Origin of the sequence: Pseudomonas congelans (assembly GCF_900103225.1) — a bacterium.
In the GTDB taxonomy this organism is placed as follows: Bacteria; Pseudomonadota; Gammaproteobacteria; order Pseudomonadales; family Pseudomonadaceae; genus Aquipseudomonas; species Aquipseudomonas congelans.
Window position 1 is genome coordinate 805,224 of sequence record NZ_FNJH01000002.1, and the last position, 16,383, is coordinate 821,606.

Annotated in this window: 16 protein-coding genes and 1 tRNA gene; 12 read left to right on the top strand and 5 right to left on the bottom strand. The window is 58.2% G+C overall.

What is annotated here, in order from left to right; all coding sequences use genetic code 11:
* Positions 1–56: 56 nt before the first annotated feature.
* Genes murI through hemA form a run of 5 tightly spaced genes read right to left on the bottom strand, consistent with a single transcriptional unit; the run spans position 57 to position 4,819 of the window.
* Complete coding sequence (murI, locus tag BLR20_RS10770) at positions 57–872, bottom strand: glutamate racemase (protein ID WP_010430216.1); 816 nt, start codon at positions 870–872, stop codon at positions 57–59.
* Entirely contained in the window at positions 865–1,635 is a 771-nt protein-coding gene (locus BLR20_RS10775; protein ID WP_162091524.1) for a molybdopterin-synthase adenylyltransferase MoeB, read from the bottom strand. Before BLR20_RS10775 ends, murI begins: the two co-directional genes overlap by 8 nt.
* Complete coding sequence (gene prmC, locus BLR20_RS10780) at positions 1,629–2,462, bottom strand: peptide chain release factor N(5)-glutamine methyltransferase (RefSeq protein WP_010430220.1); 834 nt, start codon at positions 2,460–2,462, stop codon at positions 1,629–1,631. Before prmC ends, BLR20_RS10775 begins: the two co-directional genes overlap by 7 nt.
* On the bottom strand, positions 2,463–3,545 hold the full coding sequence (gene prfA / locus BLR20_RS10785; RefSeq protein WP_010430223.1) for a peptide chain release factor 1: 1,083 nt from the start codon (positions 3,543–3,545) through the stop codon (positions 2,463–2,465).
* Entirely contained in the window at positions 3,542–4,819 is a 1,278-nt protein-coding gene (hemA, locus tag BLR20_RS10790) for a glutamyl-tRNA reductase (RefSeq protein ID WP_003433718.1), read from the bottom strand. Before hemA ends, prfA begins: the two co-directional genes overlap by 4 nt.
* Before the next feature lie 226 nt (positions 4,820–5,045).
* Between hemA and BLR20_RS10795 the strand changes: the two genes are divergently transcribed.
* The 12 genes from BLR20_RS10795 (at position 5,046) to BLR20_RS10850 (ending at position 16,078) form a co-directional block, all read left to right on the top strand.
* Entirely contained in the window at positions 5,046–6,773 is a 1,728-nt protein-coding gene (locus BLR20_RS10795; RefSeq protein WP_074594644.1) for a tetratricopeptide repeat protein, read from the top strand.
* A gap of 4 nt (positions 6,774–6,777) precedes the next feature.
* Positions 6,778–7,395, top strand: a complete 618-nt coding sequence (gene lolB, locus BLR20_RS10800) for a lipoprotein insertase outer membrane protein LolB (RefSeq protein WP_054992421.1) — start codon at positions 6,778–6,780, stop codon at positions 7,393–7,395.
* Positions 7,396–7,397: 2 nt separating this feature from the next.
* Complete coding sequence (gene ispE / locus BLR20_RS10805; protein WP_010430233.1) at positions 7,398–8,246, top strand: 4-(cytidine 5'-diphospho)-2-C-methyl-D-erythritol kinase; 849 nt, start codon at positions 7,398–7,400, stop codon at positions 8,244–8,246.
* 37 nt (positions 8,247–8,283) lie between these two features.
* A tRNA-Gln gene (locus tag BLR20_RS10810) sits at positions 8,284–8,358 on the top strand.
* 45 nt (positions 8,359–8,403) lie between these two features.
* Positions 8,404–9,345: a ribose-phosphate pyrophosphokinase gene (locus tag BLR20_RS10815; protein ID WP_003317125.1), complete on the top strand. Its 942-nt coding sequence runs from the start codon at positions 8,404–8,406 to the stop codon at positions 9,343–9,345.
* Between the two features lie 124 nt (positions 9,346–9,469).
* Positions 9,470–10,084 (top strand): 50S ribosomal protein L25/general stress protein Ctc, encoded by a 615-nt coding sequence (locus BLR20_RS10820; RefSeq protein ID WP_003317126.1) that lies wholly within the window; start codon positions 9,470–9,472, stop codon positions 10,082–10,084.
* 164 nt (positions 10,085–10,248) lie between these two features.
* On the top strand, positions 10,249–10,833 hold the full coding sequence (pth, locus tag BLR20_RS10825; RefSeq protein WP_003317127.1) for an aminoacyl-tRNA hydrolase: 585 nt from the start codon (positions 10,249–10,251) through the stop codon (positions 10,831–10,833).
* Between the two features lie 21 nt (positions 10,834–10,854).
* Positions 10,855–11,955, top strand: coding sequence for a redox-regulated ATPase YchF (gene ychF / locus BLR20_RS10830; protein ID WP_004663905.1), 1,101 nt, complete (start codon positions 10,855–10,857; stop codon positions 11,953–11,955).
* 306 nt (positions 11,956–12,261) lie between these two features.
* Positions 12,262–13,335, top strand: a complete 1,074-nt coding sequence (gene rfbB, locus BLR20_RS10835) for a dTDP-glucose 4,6-dehydratase (RefSeq protein WP_054992422.1) — start codon at positions 12,262–12,264, stop codon at positions 13,333–13,335.
* Positions 13,335–14,240, top strand: coding sequence for a dTDP-4-dehydrorhamnose reductase (gene rfbD, locus BLR20_RS10840; protein WP_054992423.1), 906 nt, complete (start codon positions 13,335–13,337; stop codon positions 14,238–14,240). The genes rfbB and rfbD overlap by 1 nt, the downstream gene beginning before the upstream one ends.
* The gene (gene rfbA, locus BLR20_RS10845; RefSeq protein ID WP_054992424.1) at positions 14,237–15,127 is read left to right on the top strand and encodes a glucose-1-phosphate thymidylyltransferase RfbA; all 891 of its coding nucleotides are present in this window, start codon (positions 14,237–14,239) and stop codon (positions 15,125–15,127) included. The genes rfbD and rfbA overlap by 4 nt, the downstream gene beginning before the upstream one ends.
* Before the next feature lie 39 nt (positions 15,128–15,166).
* Positions 15,167–16,078 carry a glycosyltransferase family 2 protein gene (locus tag BLR20_RS10850; protein WP_054992425.1) on the top strand — a complete coding sequence of 304 codons (912 nt, stop codon included), beginning with the start codon at positions 15,167–15,169 and terminating at the stop codon, positions 16,076–16,078.
* The last annotated feature ends 305 nt before the right edge of the window (positions 16,079–16,383 follow it).

Below are 16,383 nucleotides of genomic sequence, written 5' to 3' on the forward strand. Positions count from 1 at the left end.
TAGAAGCCGCGGAGGCGACGTTAGTTCACCCCAAAAGCGCCTTTTTCACGTTTTTTTTACAAACGGAAGCTTCTCACATTGCCGACGTTTTGCGACAAAAAAGGTAGGATTTTTCTGAAATTGTCCGGTATGTCACTAGACCAGTACAAAGTGTCTCGGGCGACACCACTGGCAAGCACGCCGGACCGCGCCAAAAGACGCTGCAGCTGCCGCGCTACTGCGGCCCCGGTATCGATCAGGGTGACCGACTCGGGAAGCATTTCGCGCAGCAATGGCTTGAGAAACGGGTAGTGAGTGCAGCCCAGAATGATCGTGTCACAGCGCGCCGCCAGCAACGGCTCGACATAATGCTGCAGCAATTGACGGATTTGCGGACTGACCAGGTCGCCGGTTTCGATCAGTTCGACCAGCCCTGGGCACGGCTGGGTCACGACCCGTACATCGCTGGCAAAACGGTCCAGCAAGGCAGCAAACCGTGCGCTTTGTAGCGTTCCGGTAGTCGCCAGCACTCCGACGACACCGCTGCGGGTCGCCTCGGCAGCCGGTTTGACCGCAGGCTCCATGCCGACAATCGGCCAGTCGGGGTAGCGCTGACGTATGTGCGACACACCTGCTGCCGTAGCCGTATTACAGGCGACAACCAGCGCCTTGGCCCCCTGCTCGCGGAAAAATCCGGCAATCGTCAGGCACCGCTCGATGATGAATTCGGGAGTTTTTTCGCCGTAGGGAATGTGCCCGCAGTCCGCCAGATACAGCAGCGACTCGCTGGGCAACAGCTGACGGATTTCATTGAGCACCGACAGACCACCGACCCCGGAATCGAAGATTCCGACCGGCGCATCGCTGCCATGGCTCATATGCACGTCAAGCATGCTCGCCCTGCACGCTGGCCGGACCACAGACGCTGCACGCCGGGTCACGCTTGACCTTCAGCTCACGGAAACGCGTGCTCAAGGCGTCGATCAACAACAGTCGACCGACCATGGGCTCGCCAAAGCCGGCCAGCAGTTTCAACGCCTCCAGCGCCTGCAGGCTGCCAACCAGACCGACCAGCGGCCCGATGACACCGGCCTCGCTGCAGGTCAGTTCGGCTTCGCTGCCATGCCCGTACAGACAATGGTAACAAGGGCTGTCCGCACGACGCGGGTCGAACACCGACAACTGTCCTTCGAGCCGGATGGCCGCCCCACTGACCAACGGCTTGCCAGCAGCGACACAGGCGGCATTGACCGCTTCGCGGGTGGCGAAATTATCCGAGCAATCCAGCACCAGATCGACAGCTTGCACCGCCGCCTTCAGTGAGTCGGTGTCCAGCGCAGTACGATGAGCGACAAGGGTGATCTCGGGATTGATAGCGTTGAGCCGCGCGAGGGCCGAATCTACCTTGGCCTGCCCGATGCTCTGCGTGTCGTGGATAATCTGGCGTTGCAGGTTGGTCAGGTCGACGTGATCAAAATCCGCCAGATGCAGTTCACCAACCCCTGCGGCGGCCAGATACAAGGCTACCGGCGAGCCAAGCCCGCCGACGCCCACGACCAGCGCACGACTTTGCTTGAGTCGCAACTGGCCGTCGATATCAACGTGTTGCAGCAGAATCTGGCGACTGTAGCGCAGCAGTTCCTGATCACTCAGCACGGCTTGCATCCGAACGTGATGCGCTCATGCTCGCCCAGATCACGACGGGTCTGAATACGCTCGAAGCCCTGGCGGATCAGCAGCTCACGCACCGCAGGCCCCTGATCATAGCCATGCTCCAGGAGCAGCCAGCCATCTGCATTGAGGTGTGCAGGCGCCTGTTCGATGATCGTGCGCAAGTCATCCAGCCCGTCGGAACCGGCTACCAGCGCGCTGCTCGGCTCAAAACGCACGTCACCGGCCGACAGATGTGGATCGGCGTCGGAAATATAAGGCGGGTTGCTGATGATCAGGTCGAACTGTCGGCCTTGCAGGCCACTGAACCAGTGGCTTTCGAAAACTTCGGCGTTGTTCAGTTGCAAGCGCTTCCGGTTGCGTTCGGCCAAGGCGACAGCCTCTGGCACACGGTCAACCGCGGTGACCTTCCATTGCTGGCGTTCGTTGGCCAGCGCCAGCGCAATCGCGCCGGTGCCGGTGCCGAGATCCAGCAACTGAGCAGACGCGAAGGCAGGCACCAGCTCCAGTGCCGCCTCGACCAGCATTTCGGTCTCGGGGCGCGGGATCAACGTGTGCGGTGCGACTTCCAGATCCAGCTTCCAGAAGCCCTGCTGGCCGAGAATATAAGCCACTGGCTCGCCCTTGCGGCGGCGCTCCATGTAGCCGGCGAATGCCACTGCGGCTTCGGTGCTGACAATTCGCTCGGGCCAGGTGTGCAGAAAACTGCGCGGTTTGCCCAGCGCTGCCGCCAGCAGCAACTCGGCATCAAGCCGTGCAGTCGGTGAATCGGGAAGCTCAGCGCTTCTGAGTACACTTGCGATGATGGTCATTTACTCACCCAGTGCCGCAAGTTGGTCAGCCTGATATTCAGCAAGTAGCGGCTCTATCACTGCATCGACTCCGCCTGCCAGAACTTCATCCAGCGAATACAAAGTCAGGTTCACGCGGTGATCCGTCACTCGCCCCTGAGGGAAGTTATACGTACGTATGCGTTCGGAACGATCGCCCGAACCCACTAGCAGCTTGCGTTCGCTGGCGATGGCATTGGCCGCCGCGCTGGTCTGCTGATCATTCAGTTTGGCAGAGAGCCAGGACATTGCCCGGGCTCTGTTCTTGTGCTGCGAACGCTCTTCCTGGCACTCGACGACAATACCCGACGGCAAGTGAGTAATGCGGATCGCCGAGTCGGTTTTGTTGACGTGCTGACCACCGGCGCCCGAAGAACGGTAGGTGTCGACACGCAGGTCGGCAGGGTTGATCTCGATCGCCTGCTGCTCGTCAGGCTCCGGTAACACTGCAACCGTACAGGCAGAGGTATGGATACGGCCCTGGGATTCGGTCTCCGGAACACGCTGCACACGGTGCGCGCCGGACTCGAATTTCAGCTTGCCATAGACGCTTTCACCCTCGACACGTGCAATGACTTCCTTGTAGCCGCCATGCTCGCCTTCGTTTTCGGAAAGAATCTCGACCCGCCAGCCACGCCGCTCGGCGTAACGCGAATACATGCGGAACAGGTCGCCGGAGAAGATCGCCGCTTCATCGCCGCCGGTGCCCGCGCGGATTTCCAGAAACACGTTACGACCGTCGTTCGGGTCCTTGGGCAACAGCATGCGCTGCAATTGCGCTTCCAGCTCGACCAGTTGCTGCTTGGTTTCGCGAACTTCCTCGACGGCCATTTCGCGCATGTCCGGATCACTGTCCTTGAGCAGCGCCTGGGCGCCCTCCAGATCCCCCTGCACCCTGAGCAACTGCGCGTAGAGCGCAACGACCGGCTCCACTTCGGCGTATTCACGGGAATAGGCGCGAAAGCGTGTCTGATCGCTGATGACTTCCGCATCGCCGAGCAGCGCGGTCAGTTCCTCGAAACGGTCGCTGAGCACATCCAGCTTATTGAGCAGTGAAGCTTTCATTGCGGGGTTTTATCCGTCGAGCCCTCACCGAGGGCAAATAGTTCCTGGGCCATGGCCAGCGCATCGACGCGACCTTCGGCAGACAGCTTCTTGAGCTGCACGCTGGGTGCATGCAGCAATTTGTTGGTCAGGCCACGTGCCAGCTGGATCAGTACGTCCTCGGCATTGCTGCCGTTGGCCAGCATACGTTGCGCCTTGCTCAGCTCTTCGTCACGCAGCCGTTCGCTTTGCTGACGATAGGCGCGCAGCACGTCGACTGCAGCCAGTTCGCGCAAGCGCGACATGAAGTCCTCGGCACCCACGCTGACCAATTGCTCGGCGGCCAGCGCAGCGCCCTGACGGCTCTTGAGATTCTCTGCCACCACTTCGTGCAGATCATCAACGCTATACAGGTAAACATCGTCCAGCTCGCCGACCTCAGGCTCGATATCCCGCGGTACGGCGATATCGACCATGAAAATCGGTTTGTGCTTACGCAGCTTCAGCGCACTTTCGACAGCGCCCTTGCCCAGAATCGGCAACTGGCTGGCCGTCGAGCTGATCACGATATCGCTGTTGACCAGCTCCGCCGGGATGTCCGACAGCAGCACGGCGTGCGCACCGAACTCGGCGGCGAGCATGCTGGCGCGTTCGAGCGTGCGGTTGGCAACCACGATACGCTTGACGCCCAGATCATGCAGATGCCGGGCGACCAGAGTAATGGTCTCGCCTGCACCGATCAACAAGGCCTGGCTGCGTTGCAGGTCACTGAAAATCTGTTTCGCCAGGCTGACTGCGGCAAAGGCCACAGAGACCGGGTTTTCGCCAATGGCGGTGTCGGTACGCACCTGTTTGGCGGCGCTGAACGTCGCCTGGAACAGACGGCCGAGCAATGGCCCGACCGTGCCGGCTTCGCGGGCAACAGCATAGGCGGATTTCATCTGGCCGAGAATCTGCGGCTCGCCGAGCACCAGCGAATCGAGCCCCGAGGCGACACGCATCATGTGCCGCACCGCGGCGTCATCTTCGTGCACATAAGCGCTGGCGCGCAGTTCTTCAAGACTCAGGTGATGATAATCGGCGAGCCAGGCAAGAATACTGTCCGCGCCGAGGTGCTCGTGTTCGATGTACAACTCGCTGCGGTTGCAGGTAGAAAGGATCGCAGCCTCGCGGCTCTCCGTCAGTTGGCAGAGCTGCTGCAATGCCTCGACCAGCTGTTCCGGGGTAAATGCCACACGCTCGCGAACGTCGACCGAGGCGGTCTTATGGTTGATACCGAGTGCAAGGAAGGCCATTCAGGGTCGCAGGTGGTGACGTGAAGCCGGTAATTGTCCTACTTCGATAAGCTCAGAACAACCACCACATATTATTGTCCCACTACAATCGCTCGTCGCAGACCGTGCTTTCGGGTCCGCGACACTGCAAACACACGCATTGCATCAGTTTTTCCGACGGCTGTGGGTTTTGCCAACAGCCTTGTGTCATGATGCTCCCACCGCAGGTAAGCCGCCCTTCTTATATATGAATAGATCCTCCGCGTTGTTCCTTGCTCTCGCCTTTCTAGGTGGCTGTCAGTCCATGACCCCCGCCTCGTCACAGCCTGTGCCCGCTCAAAAGGACGCCCCGCCCGCGCCTGAAGCCAAGCCGCAGGTCTATGGTTCGTTCACTCAGGACACCCTGGTCAGCCTGTTGAGCGCGGAGCTGGCGGGCCAGCGCAACCGCTTCGACATCGCCCTGGACAACTACGTGACCCAGGCGATCAAGACTCAGGACCCGGGGGTCTCGGAGCGCGCTTATCAGATCGCCGAGTACATGGGCGCCGATCAGTCGGCGCTGGATACCGCGCTGATCTGGGCGAGGAACGCACCGGGCAATCTTGAAGCACAGCGAGCTGCCGCCATCCAACTGGCGCGCGCCGGTCGTTACGACGATTCGCTGGTGTACATGGAGAGAGTCCTGCAAGGCCAGGGCGATACGCACTTCGACTTCCTTGCCCTGTCGGCCGCCGAAACAGATCCGGACACCCGCAATGGTCTGCTCAAGAGCTTTGACCGACTGCTGGGCAAGTACCCGAACAACGGCCAGCTGATTTTCGGCAAGGCGTTGTTGCTGCAGCAGAACGGCGACTCCGAACAGTCGTTGAAACTGCTCGAAGACAACCCGCCCAAAGAAGGTGAAATCGCGCCGATTCTGCTGCACGCCCGCCTGCTGCAAAGCATGAATCGAGGCAAGGAAGCGGTGCCCCTGCTGGAAAAAAGCATCAAGAAATACCCGGACGACAAGCGCCTGCGCCTGACGTATGCGCGCATGCTCGTCGAGCAGAACCGCATGGAAGACGCCAAAGTGCAGTTTTCCGCGCTCTTGCAGCAGTATCCGGATGACGACGAGCTGCGCTTCTCGCTGGCACTGGTGTGCCTTGAGGCCAAGGCCTGGGACGAAGCAGCGGGCTATCTGGAAGAACTGATCGCCCGCGGCGCGCATGTAGATTCGGCGCACCTGAATCTGGGCCGCATCCACGAAGAGCGCGAGGACCCGCAAAGCGCGCTCAACGAATACGCTCAGGTAGGCCCTGGCCCGGACTTCCTGGCGGCGCAATTGCGCCAGGCCGATATTCTGGTCAGCAATGGCAACGGTGCGGAAGCCGCCAAAAGGTTGTCCGAAGCACGCGCCGAAGAGCCCGATTATGCCGTCCAGCTGTACCTGATCGAAGCCGAAACCCTGACCAGCAATGATCAACTGGATCGTGGCTGGCAGGTGTTGAATCAGGCGCTCAAGCAATACCCGGACGACGCCAACCTGCTGTATACCCGCGCCATGCTGGCTGAAAAACGCAATGATCTGGCCCAGATGGAAAAAGACCTGCGGAGCATCATCAAGCGCGAGCCGGAAAACGCCATGGCGCTGAATGCGCTGGGCTACACCCTTTCCGATCGGACCACGCGCTATACCGAAGCACGCGAATTGATCGAAAAAGCCCACAAGATCAACCCTGATGACCCGGCAGTGCTCGACAGCCTTGGCTGGGTGAACTACCGCCTGGGTAATCTGGACGATGCCGAGCGCTACCTGCGCCAGGCCCTCGAACGCTACCCAGACCACGAAGTAGCCGCCCATCTGGGCGAAGTACTCTGGGCCAAGGGCGAGCAGCGCGAAGCCAAAAAAGTCTGGGCCAAGGCCCTGGAACAACAACCCGACAGCACCGTCCTGCGCAGCACATTGCGACGCTTGACCGGATCAGAGACCCTTTGACGTTATGTTTTTGCGCCACCTAATCGTATTCAGCCTCATCGCCCTGCTCACCGGCTGCGCCGGCCTCACCTCCCGCGAAGCCGTTCAGGGCAAAGGTGACCCCGCGCAATGGCGCGAGCACAAACAACAACTGAGCAGCCTCGATGGCTGGCAGATCAACGGCAAGGTCGGTATCCGCGCGCCAAAAGACTCAGGCAGCGGCACCCTGTTCTGGCTGCAGCGCCAGGATTATTACGACATTCGCCTGTCCGGCCCGCTCGGTCGTGGCGCGGCGCGCTTGACCGGCAGGCCGGGGGCGGTGGTGCTCGAAGTCGCCAATCAGGGCCGCTACGAAGCCACGTCACCAGAATCACTGCTGCAGGACCAACTGGGCTGGAAACTGCCCGTGTCTCATCTTGTATGGTGGGTACGCGGCCTGCCGGCACCTGACAGCAAAAGCAGCGTCACACTCGATGGCGACAGCCGGCTGGCCAGCCTTGAACAGGATGGCTGGCAGGTGGAATACCTCAGTTACGTCGAGCAGAACGGCTATTGGCTGCCGGAGCGCGTCAAGCTGCACGGTCAGGATCTGGACGTAACGCTGGTCATCAAGGACTGGCAGCCTCGCAAACTGGGGCAATGACCATGAGCACGCCACAACTGGTTTTGCCTGCCCCGGCAAAACTCAACCTCATGTTGCACATTCTGGGACGCCGCCCTGACGGCTATCACGAACTGCAGACGCTGTTTCAGTTTCTCGATTACGGCGACGAACTGGGTTTTACCGTTCGCGACGATGGCGAGATTCGCCTGCAGACCGACGTTCCCGGTGTCCCGCATGACAGCAACCTGATCGTCAAAGCTGCCCGCGCCCTGCAAAAACAGTCCGGTTGCACACTGGGCATGGACATCTGGCTGGAAAAACGCCTGCCCATGGGGGGCGGTATCGGCGGCGGCAGCTCGGATGCAGCGACCACCCTGCTCGCCCTGAATCATTTATGGCAGCTCGGCTGGGATGAGGATCGCCTGGCGCAACTGGGCCTGACGCTAGGCGCCGATGTACCGGTTTTCGTACGTGGACATGCCGCTTTTGCTGAGGGCGTCGGTGAAATTCTCACCCCGGTGGACCCGGAAGAACCGTGGTATTTGGTACTCGTTCCGCAAGTCGCTGTAAGTACAGCAGAAATTTTTTCAGATCCGTTGTTGACACGCGACACGCCGCCCATTAAAGTGCGCCCCGTTCCCAAGGGAAACAGTCGAAATGACTGTAAGGCGGTTGTAGAGAGGCGTTACCCAGAAGTACGTAACGCTTTGAATTTGTTAGGTAAATTTACCGAAGCAAAATTAACCGGAACTGGAAGTTGTGTGTTTGGGGCCTTCCCAAACAAAGCTGAAGCTGATAAAGTCTCGGCCCTTCTTACAGAGACCCTTACGGGGTTCGTAGCGAAAGGAAGCAACATCTCGATGTTGCATCGCAAGCTGCAAATTCTGTAGCAGGAATTGAGTGCCAGGCACTCGATTGATTCAATACAGGGGCGTCGCCAAGCGGTAAGGCAGCAGGTTTTGATCCTGCCATGCGTTGGTTCGAATCCAGCCGCCCCTGCCATTTTCTATACTCATCCAGGTTACCCTCAGCCTCTAGGTACTGCGCGTGTCCAAGATGATGGTCTTTACGGGGAATGCCAACCCCGATCTCGCTCGGCGTGTAGTACGTCAGCTGCATATCCCACTGGGTGATGTTTCTGTCGGAAAATTTTCCGACGGTGAAATCAGCACTGAGATTAATGAAAACGTCCGCGGTAAAGACGTCTTTATCATTCAGCCGACCTGCGCACCCACGAACGACAACCTGATGGAACTCGTCGTGATGGCTGATGCCTTCCGTCGCTCCTCAGCGTCCCGAATCACTGCTGTGATTCCCTACTTTGGTTATGCCCGCCAGGATCGCCGCCCGCGCTCCGCTCGTGTTGCAATCAGCGCAAAAGTTGTCGCTGACATGCTGACCGTAGTGGGAATCGACCGTGTGCTCACGGTTGATCTTCATGCTGACCAGATTCAGGGCTTCTTCGACATTCCGGTAGATAACATCTACGGCTCCCCCGTTCTGGTGGACGACATCGAAGATCAGCGCTTTGAAAACCTGATGATCGTTTCCCCGGATATCGGTGGTGTCGTGCGTGCACGTGCTGTCGCCAAATCCCTGGGTGTCGATCTCGGTATCATCGACAAACGCCGTGAGAAAGCCAATCACTCCGAAGTGATGCATATCATTGGTGATGTCGAAGGGCGTACCTGCATTCTGGTTGATGACATGGTCGATACCGCCGGCACTCTGTGCCACGCGGCCAAGGCCCTGAAAGAGCATGGTGCTGCCAAGGTCTTCGCCTACTGCACACACCCTGTGCTGTCGGGTCGGGCGATTGAAAACATTGAAAATTCCGTGCTGGACGAACTGGTAGTGACCAACACCATCCCGTTGTCCGCCGCAGCTCAAGCCTGTGGCCGTATCCGTCAACTGGATATTGCCCCGGTAGTCGCCGAAGCGGTTCGCCGCATCAGCAACGAAGAATCGATCAGCGCGATGTTCCGTTAACTGACATCACGCAGACGAAAAGCGCCCCGCCCTGACATCCGGTCAGGGCGGGGCTTTTTTGCCCATACCATCCGAGCGCTGGTCGCAAACGCAACGGTGGATGTGGTTAATTTGGAGATACAACATGAACGAATTTACCCTGAATGCAGAACAGCGTTCCGACCTGGGGAAAGGTGCGAGCCGCCGCCTGCGTCGTCTCGCTAGCCTGGTTCCAGCTGTAGTCTACGGTGGCGACAAAGCCCCCGAGTCCATCAGCATGCTGGCCAAGGAAGTTGCCAAACTGCTGGAAAACGATGCGGCCTACAGCCACATCATCGAGCTGAACGTTGGTGGCAAGAAGCAAAACGTCATCATCAAGGCGCTGCAACGTCACCCGGCCAAGGGCCACGTGATGCACGCTGACTTCGTGCGCGTTATTGCCGGCCAGAAACTGACCGCAATCGTGCCTATCCACTTCCTGAACGAAGAAGCTCCGGTCAAGAAAGGCGGCGAGATTTCGCACACTACCACTGAACTGGAAGTGACCTGCCTGCCGAAAGACCTGCCTGAGTTCATCGAAGTCGATCTGGGCGCGCTGGAAGTGGGTGACAACGTTCACCTGTCCGAACTGAAAGCGCCTAAAGGCGTTGAGTTCGTCGCTTTGGCACACGGTACTGACCTGGCAATCGCCAACGTCCACGCACCGCGTATCGTCAAAGACGAAGAAGAAGGTGAAGCTGAAGAAGGCGCTGCCGAGTAATTCATTACTTGGTAACGTCGGAGTTGCTCAGGAGACATCGCGAGCGATAGCAGGCAAAGCGGGCGAGATCGCTGAGTTTACATCATGGTAAATGAGCAGTTTTCGTCCACATTGCCGCTGTCGTCAGCGGTTCAACCCTCAACTCCAAAGGAAGAGCCCCTGTCGTGACCGCCATACAACTGATCGTGGGCCTGGGAAATCCAGGCGCCGAATACGAACAGACCCGGCATAACGCAGGGGCTTTTTTTGTTGAGCGTATTGCTGCGGCGCAACGAGTCAACCTCGTTCCCGAGCGCAAATTCTTTGGCCTGACCGGACGCTTTACGCACCAGGGTCAGGATGTTCGTCTGCTGATTCCCACCACCTACATGAACCGCAGCGGCCAGGCTGTCGCGGCACTCGCCGGCTTTTATCGCATTCCGGTCGAGTCGATTCTGGTGGCGCATGACGAACTTGACCTGCCTCCGGGCGTTGCCAAACTCAAAGTAGGCGGCGGTCACGGCGGTCATAACGGGCTGCGCGACATCATTGCGCAGCTCGGCAATCAGAATACATTCCATCGCTTGCGGCTTGGCATTGGCCACCCGGGCGATGCCAGCAAGGTATCCGGTTTTGTCCTGGGTCGAGCGCCACGCGCCGAGCAGGAAAAACTGGACGCCAGTATCGACTTTGCCCTCGGCGTGCTGCCGGATATCTTCGCCGGTGAATGGAACCGGGCGATGAAAAACCTGCACAGCCAGAAGGCCTGACATCACTCGAGGGGAAACACCATGGGATTCAATTGCGGCATCGTCGGCCTGCCTAACGTCGGCAAGTCCACCCTGTTCAACGCCCTGACCAAATCTGGTATCGCGGCCGAAAACTTCCCCTTCTGCACCATCGAACCGAACAGCGGTATCGTGCCGATGCCCGACCCGCGCCTGGCGGCCCTGGCAGCCATCGTCAACCCGAAACGCATCCTGCCGACTACCATGGAGTTCGTCGACATCGCCGGCCTCGTGGCAGGCGCTTCGAAGGGCGAAGGCCTGGGCAACAAGTTTCTCGCCAACATCCGCGAGACCGATGCCATCGCCCACGTGGTGCGCTGCTTTGAAGACGAGAACGTGATTCACGTTTCCAACAGCGTCGACCCCAAGCGCGACATCGAGATCATCGATCTGGAACTGATCTTCGCCGACCTCGACAGCTGCGAAAAGCAACTGCAAAAGGTCACGCGCAATGCCAAGGGTGGCGACAAGGACGCAGTGGTCCAGAAAGGCCTGCTGGAACAGTTGATTGCACACTTCAGCGAAGGCAAGCCTGCACGCAGCCTGATGAAGAGCATGAGCAACGACGAGAAAGCCACCATCCGTGGCTTCCACCTGCTGACCACCAAGCCGGTCATGTACATCGCCAACGTCGCCGAAGACGGTTTCGAAAACAACCCGCTGCTGGACGTGGTCCGCGCCATCGCTGAAGAAGAAGGCGCAATGCTGGTGCCGGTCTGCAACAAGATCGAAGCCGAAATCGCCGAGCTAGATGACGGCGAAGAGAAAGACATGTTCCTCGAAGCCCTGGGCCTCGAAGAACCCGGCCTGAACCGCGTGATTCGCGCCGGTTACGAAATGCTCCACCTGCAGACCTACTTCACCGCTGGCGTCGAAGAAGTGCGCGCCTGGACCGTCCGCGTCGGTGCCACCGCACCACAAGCCGCAGGCGTTATCCATACCGACTTCGAAAAAGGCTTCATCCGCGCCGAAGTGGTGGCGTATGACGACTTCATCCAGTTCAAGGGTGAGGCCGGCGCCAAGGAAGCCGGGAAGTGGCGTCTGGAAGGCAAGGAATACATCGTCAAAGACGGTGATGTGATGCATTTCCGGTTTAACGTCTAAGCATCACGCATGCCCAGAGGGCGCTCGGCAAGAGCGTGCTCCGATCACCGCGAAAGCCCCATTATCTGGGGCTTTCGCGTTTTTACGCACAGCCATGCTCAAGCGCGCCACCCTATCGCCGATACCCTCAAATTTTTAATGGGGATGTCTGTTTTTATATGTAAAATGTCGTTTTTTAACCGTCGCTCATCCACGTCATTTAAACATTCATGTTTAACACAGCAGATGTCTGAAAGACGGAAGCCGATCAGCGATTGTTTCCACGGACCGGGCAGAGCCTTGTCACAACCCAAGGTAGATACTCTTTTGAAGATCTTAGTAACAGGCGGTGCAGGCTTCATCGGTTCGGCGGTCATCAGGCACATCATTGCCAACACAACCGATTCCGTCGTTAACGTCGACAAGCTCACCTATGCAGGCAACCTTGAGTCGCTGCAGTCGGCCGATCAAAGCGAGCGCTACGCGTTTGAGCATGTCGATATCTGCAACCGTGAGGACGTGGATCGGGTGTTCAAAGAACACCAACCCGATGCCGTCATGCACCTGGCGGCCGAATCGCATGTCGATCGCTCGATCACTGGCCCTTCGGAGTTTATCCAGACCAACATCATCGGCACCTATACGCTGCTTGAAGCTGCACGTGGCTACTGGAACCAGCTGGACGAAGCACGCAAAGCCAACTTCCGCTTTCATCACATCTCCACCGATGAAGTGTACGGCGACCTGGAAGGTCCGGAAGATCTCTTCACCGAGACAACGCCTTACCAGCCGAGCTCACCCTACTCGGCCAGCAAGGCCAGCTCTGACCATCTGGTACGCGCCTGGAGCCGCACTTACGGCTTGCCCACGCTGGTAACCAACTGTTCCAACAATTACGGCCCGTGCCATTTCCCGGAGAAGCTGATCCCGCTGATCATTCTCAATGCGCTGGAAGGCAAACCGCTGCCCATCTACGGAAAAGGTGATCAGGTTCGTGACTGGCTCTACGTAGAAGATCATGCCCGCGCATTGTACAAAGTCGTCACCGAAGGCGAGATCGGCGAGACCTATAACATCGGTGGTCACAACGAGAAGCAGAACCTCGAAGTGGTCAACACTGTCTGCGCCCTGCTCGACCAGATGCGTCCGGATTCAGCTCATCGCCCGCATGCCAGCCTGATCACTTATGTGCAGGACCGCCCAGGCCATGACCTGCGCTACGCTATCGATGCCAGCAAGATTCAGCGCGAGCTGGGCTGGGTGCCAGAAGAGAGCTTCGAATCCGGCATCCGCAAGACGGTGCAATGGTACCTCGATAACCCTGAATGGGTTGCTCACGTGAAGAGCGGAAGCTACCAGCAATGGATCGACAAGAACTACACAGCGCGCGCCGATAAATGATGAAAATTCTTCTGCTGGGCAAAAACGGCCAAGTGGGTTGGGAGTTGCAACGTTCACTCGCTGTAGTGGGTGAAGTTGTCGCGCTTGACCGCCATAGCGTATCGACGGCCTATGGCGAGCTTTCTGGCGATCTGTCTGATCTGGATGGCTTGCGCAATACCATTCGCAGCGTTAAACCGCAGGTCATCGTCAACGCCGCAGCCTACACCGCAGTCGACAAGGCCGAAGCCGAGCGTGAGCTTGCGCACACGGTCAATGCGCTGGCCAGCCAGGTACTGGCAGAAGAAGCACGCACGCTGGACGCGCTGCTGGTTCATTACTCGACCGATTATGTGTTCGACGGTTCGGGCAACACCGCATGGAAAGAAAGCGATGCGGTGTCGCCGGTCAACTATTACGGCGCAACCAAACTTGAAGGCGAGCAACTCATCGCTGCCTCAGGTTGCAAGCACCTGATCTTCCGTACCAGCTGGGTTTATGCCGCACGCGGCAACAACTTTGCCAAAACCATGCTGCGCCTTGCAAAAGATCGCCCGACGCTCAATGTGATCGCCGATCAGATTGGAGCGCCTACAGGTGCCGAGTTGCTGGCCGACATAGCGACGGCTGCCCTTCTTCAGACGCTGGCGAAGCCGGAGTTGTGTGGCATCTACAACCTGGCACCTGCCGGCGAAGTGTCATGGCATGCCTACGCGCAATATGTGATTGATTTCGCCCGCGCCCAAGGGGAACCCCTGGCGGTGGAAACGATCAACCCCATCGGCACAATCGAATACCCGACACCCGCGCAACGCCCTCTGAATTCGCGTCTGAACACAGAAAAGCTGCGCCACAATTTTTCTCTGCACCTGCCTGATTGGCAAAGTGGTGTAGCCCGAATGCTCATGGAAACTCTGAACAAATGACCACCATTAATCGTAAAGGCATCATCCTGGCCGGCGGCTCGGGCACTCGTCTGCACCCGCTTACCCTTGGCGTATCCAAGCAAATGCTGCCTATCTACGACAAACCGATGATTTTCTACCCTCTGTCGGTGTTGATGCTGGCAGGCATGCGTGAAGTCCTGATCATCTCCACGCCAGAAGACCTGCCAAGCTTCCGCAAGCTGCTGGGCGACGGCAGCCAATACGGCATTCAGCTCACCTATGCAGAGCAACCGACTCCTGATGGCCTGGCACAGGCGTTCATCATCGGCGAAGAATTCATCGGTGAAGATCCTTGCTGCCTGATCCTGGGCGACAACATCTTTTACGGTCAGCACTTCTCCGACAACCTGCGCTCGGCCAGCCAGCAGACCAGCGGTGCTACCGTCTTCGGTTACCACGTTTCCGATCCTGAGCGATTTGGCGTTGTCGAGTTCGACGAAACCGGTCGCGCCTTGAGCATCGAAGAGAAGCCTGCAGCACCCAAGTCGAGCTATGCAGTCACCGGCCTGTACTTCTACGACAATCAGGTTGTCGAAATAGCGAAGAACATCAAGCCTTCAGAGCGCGGCGAGCTGGAAATCACTGACGTGAACCGTGCTTATCTCGAGCAGAAAAATCTGACCGTGGAAATTCTCGGTCGTGGCTTTGCGTGGCTCGATACGGGTACTCATGAGTCGCTGCTGGAGGCGAGTCATTTCGTGCACACCATCGAGCAGCGTCAGGGCTGGAAAGTTGCCTGCCTGGAAGAGATCGCCTACACCAACGGCTGGATCACTGCCGCGCAGCTGGGTGAGCAAGCTCAGAAACTGAAGAAGACTGGCTACGGCCAATATCTGCAGAAGCTGCTGGATCTGGGCTCGTTCTAAGACTGTAAACTCCATCCCCCATACCGCAAGGCTGACAGTATGTCATCTGTGTTCCCCAAGGTAGCCGTGCTGCTGGCAGCCTATAACGGTATGGCGTGGATAGAGGCGCAACTTGACTCCATTCTGAAGCAGACAAATGTCTGCATCAGCGTATTCATCAGTGTCGATACCTCCACGGACGGCACTGAAGCATGGTGTGCTGACTATGCGCAGCGTCATGCGAATATCACCCTGCTGCCGCCTGCCGGACGATTTGGCGGAGCGTCACGCAACTTCTTCCGCTTGATCCGGGATGTCGACTTCTCGACGTTTGATTACGTGGCGTTCTCCGATCAAGATGATCTCTGGCATCCGGACAAGCTTCAGCGCGCCGTATCGGCCTTGGCGACGGGTCATCACGATGCCTATTCCAGCAATGTCACCGCATTCTGGCCCGATGGGCAGCGCGTACTGCTGGACAAGGCTCAGCCTCAGGTCCAGTGGGACTATCTGTTCGAAGCTGCCGGCCCCGGCTGCACCTATGTGTTGAATCGCCGGCTTGCAGATGCCTTCAAGTCATCACTCCTTTCCCACTGGGACGAAGCTCAGGCCGTCAGCCTGCATGACTGGTACTGTTACGCATATGCTCGCAGTCACGGCTTCCAATGGCTTATCGATCCGGTTTCAGGTTTGGACTACCGTCAGCACGCCAACAATCAGGTGGGAGCCAATACCGGGTTTGCCTCACTCATCAGTCGACTGAAAAAGATTGCTGATGGCTGGTGGGCCGGGCAGGTATTACTCATTGGCCGTTTGACCGGAAACAACCAACTGCAAACTGCGGGAAAGCAAGGGAGTACACGGCTGTCGTTCCTGAAGCTCGCGCTCAAGGCACCGCAATGCCGCAGGAGACCGCGAGACAAGATTTTCTTCGTTGTTGCGTGCCTGGCAGCAATGTTAAACAAGCCTTGACTGCCAAATAGCCACTCGCGCCAGCTCTTGGCCAATGAGAACGATGCAGCCTGATTAAACAAATGATCAGATGTCCCGTATCGCAACCCCTTGAAAATAATAACTTTCAACATCTACACCCAAACTAGAGAGGGCGTTGGACGCTGCACCGCAGCTATCAGTCAGCGCACCGAAACCGCTTAATTTCGCAGGGCGCCGAATGTTCTCAAGCGGCGGCTTATGTTAATGTGCAGGCCTTTGTTTTCGGTATCAAAAGCGCAAAGAAGCCAGTGTAACCGGGCTGAACGGAACCAGCCTCGGAAGGT

Excerpts from the sequence above, each read along its gene's own strand:
- murI (WP_010430216.1), bottom strand. The coding sequence starts at position 872 with ATGCTTGACGTGCATATGAGCCATGGCAGCGATGCGCCGGTCGGAATC.
- prmC (WP_010430220.1), bottom strand. The coding sequence starts at position 2,462 with ATGACCATCATCGCAAGTGTACTCAGAAGCGCTGAGCTTCCCGATTCA.
- prfA (WP_010430223.1), bottom strand. The coding sequence starts at position 3,545 with ATGAAAGCTTCACTGCTCAATAAGCTGGATGTGCTCAGCGACCGTTTC.
- hemA (WP_003433718.1), bottom strand. The coding sequence starts at position 4,819 with ATGGCCTTCCTTGCACTCGGTATCAACCATAAGACCGCCTCGGTCGAC.
- BLR20_RS10795 (WP_074594644.1), top strand. The coding sequence starts at position 5,046 with ATGAATAGATCCTCCGCGTTGTTCCTTGCTCTCGCCTTTCTAGGTGGC.
- lolB (WP_054992421.1), top strand. The coding sequence starts at position 6,778 with ATGTTTTTGCGCCACCTAATCGTATTCAGCCTCATCGCCCTGCTCACC.
- ispE (WP_010430233.1), top strand. The coding sequence starts at position 7,398 with ATGAGCACGCCACAACTGGTTTTGCCTGCCCCGGCAAAACTCAACCTC.
- BLR20_RS10820 (WP_003317126.1), top strand. The coding sequence starts at position 9,470 with ATGAACGAATTTACCCTGAATGCAGAACAGCGTTCCGACCTGGGGAAA.
- ychF (WP_004663905.1), top strand. The coding sequence starts at position 10,855 with ATGGGATTCAATTGCGGCATCGTCGGCCTGCCTAACGTCGGCAAGTCC.
- rfbD (WP_054992423.1), top strand. The coding sequence starts at position 13,335 with ATGAAAATTCTTCTGCTGGGCAAAAACGGCCAAGTGGGTTGGGAGTTG.
- rfbA (WP_054992424.1), top strand. The coding sequence starts at position 14,237 with ATGACCACCATTAATCGTAAAGGCATCATCCTGGCCGGCGGCTCGGGC.
- BLR20_RS10850 (WP_054992425.1), top strand. The coding sequence starts at position 15,167 with ATGTCATCTGTGTTCCCCAAGGTAGCCGTGCTGCTGGCAGCCTATAAC.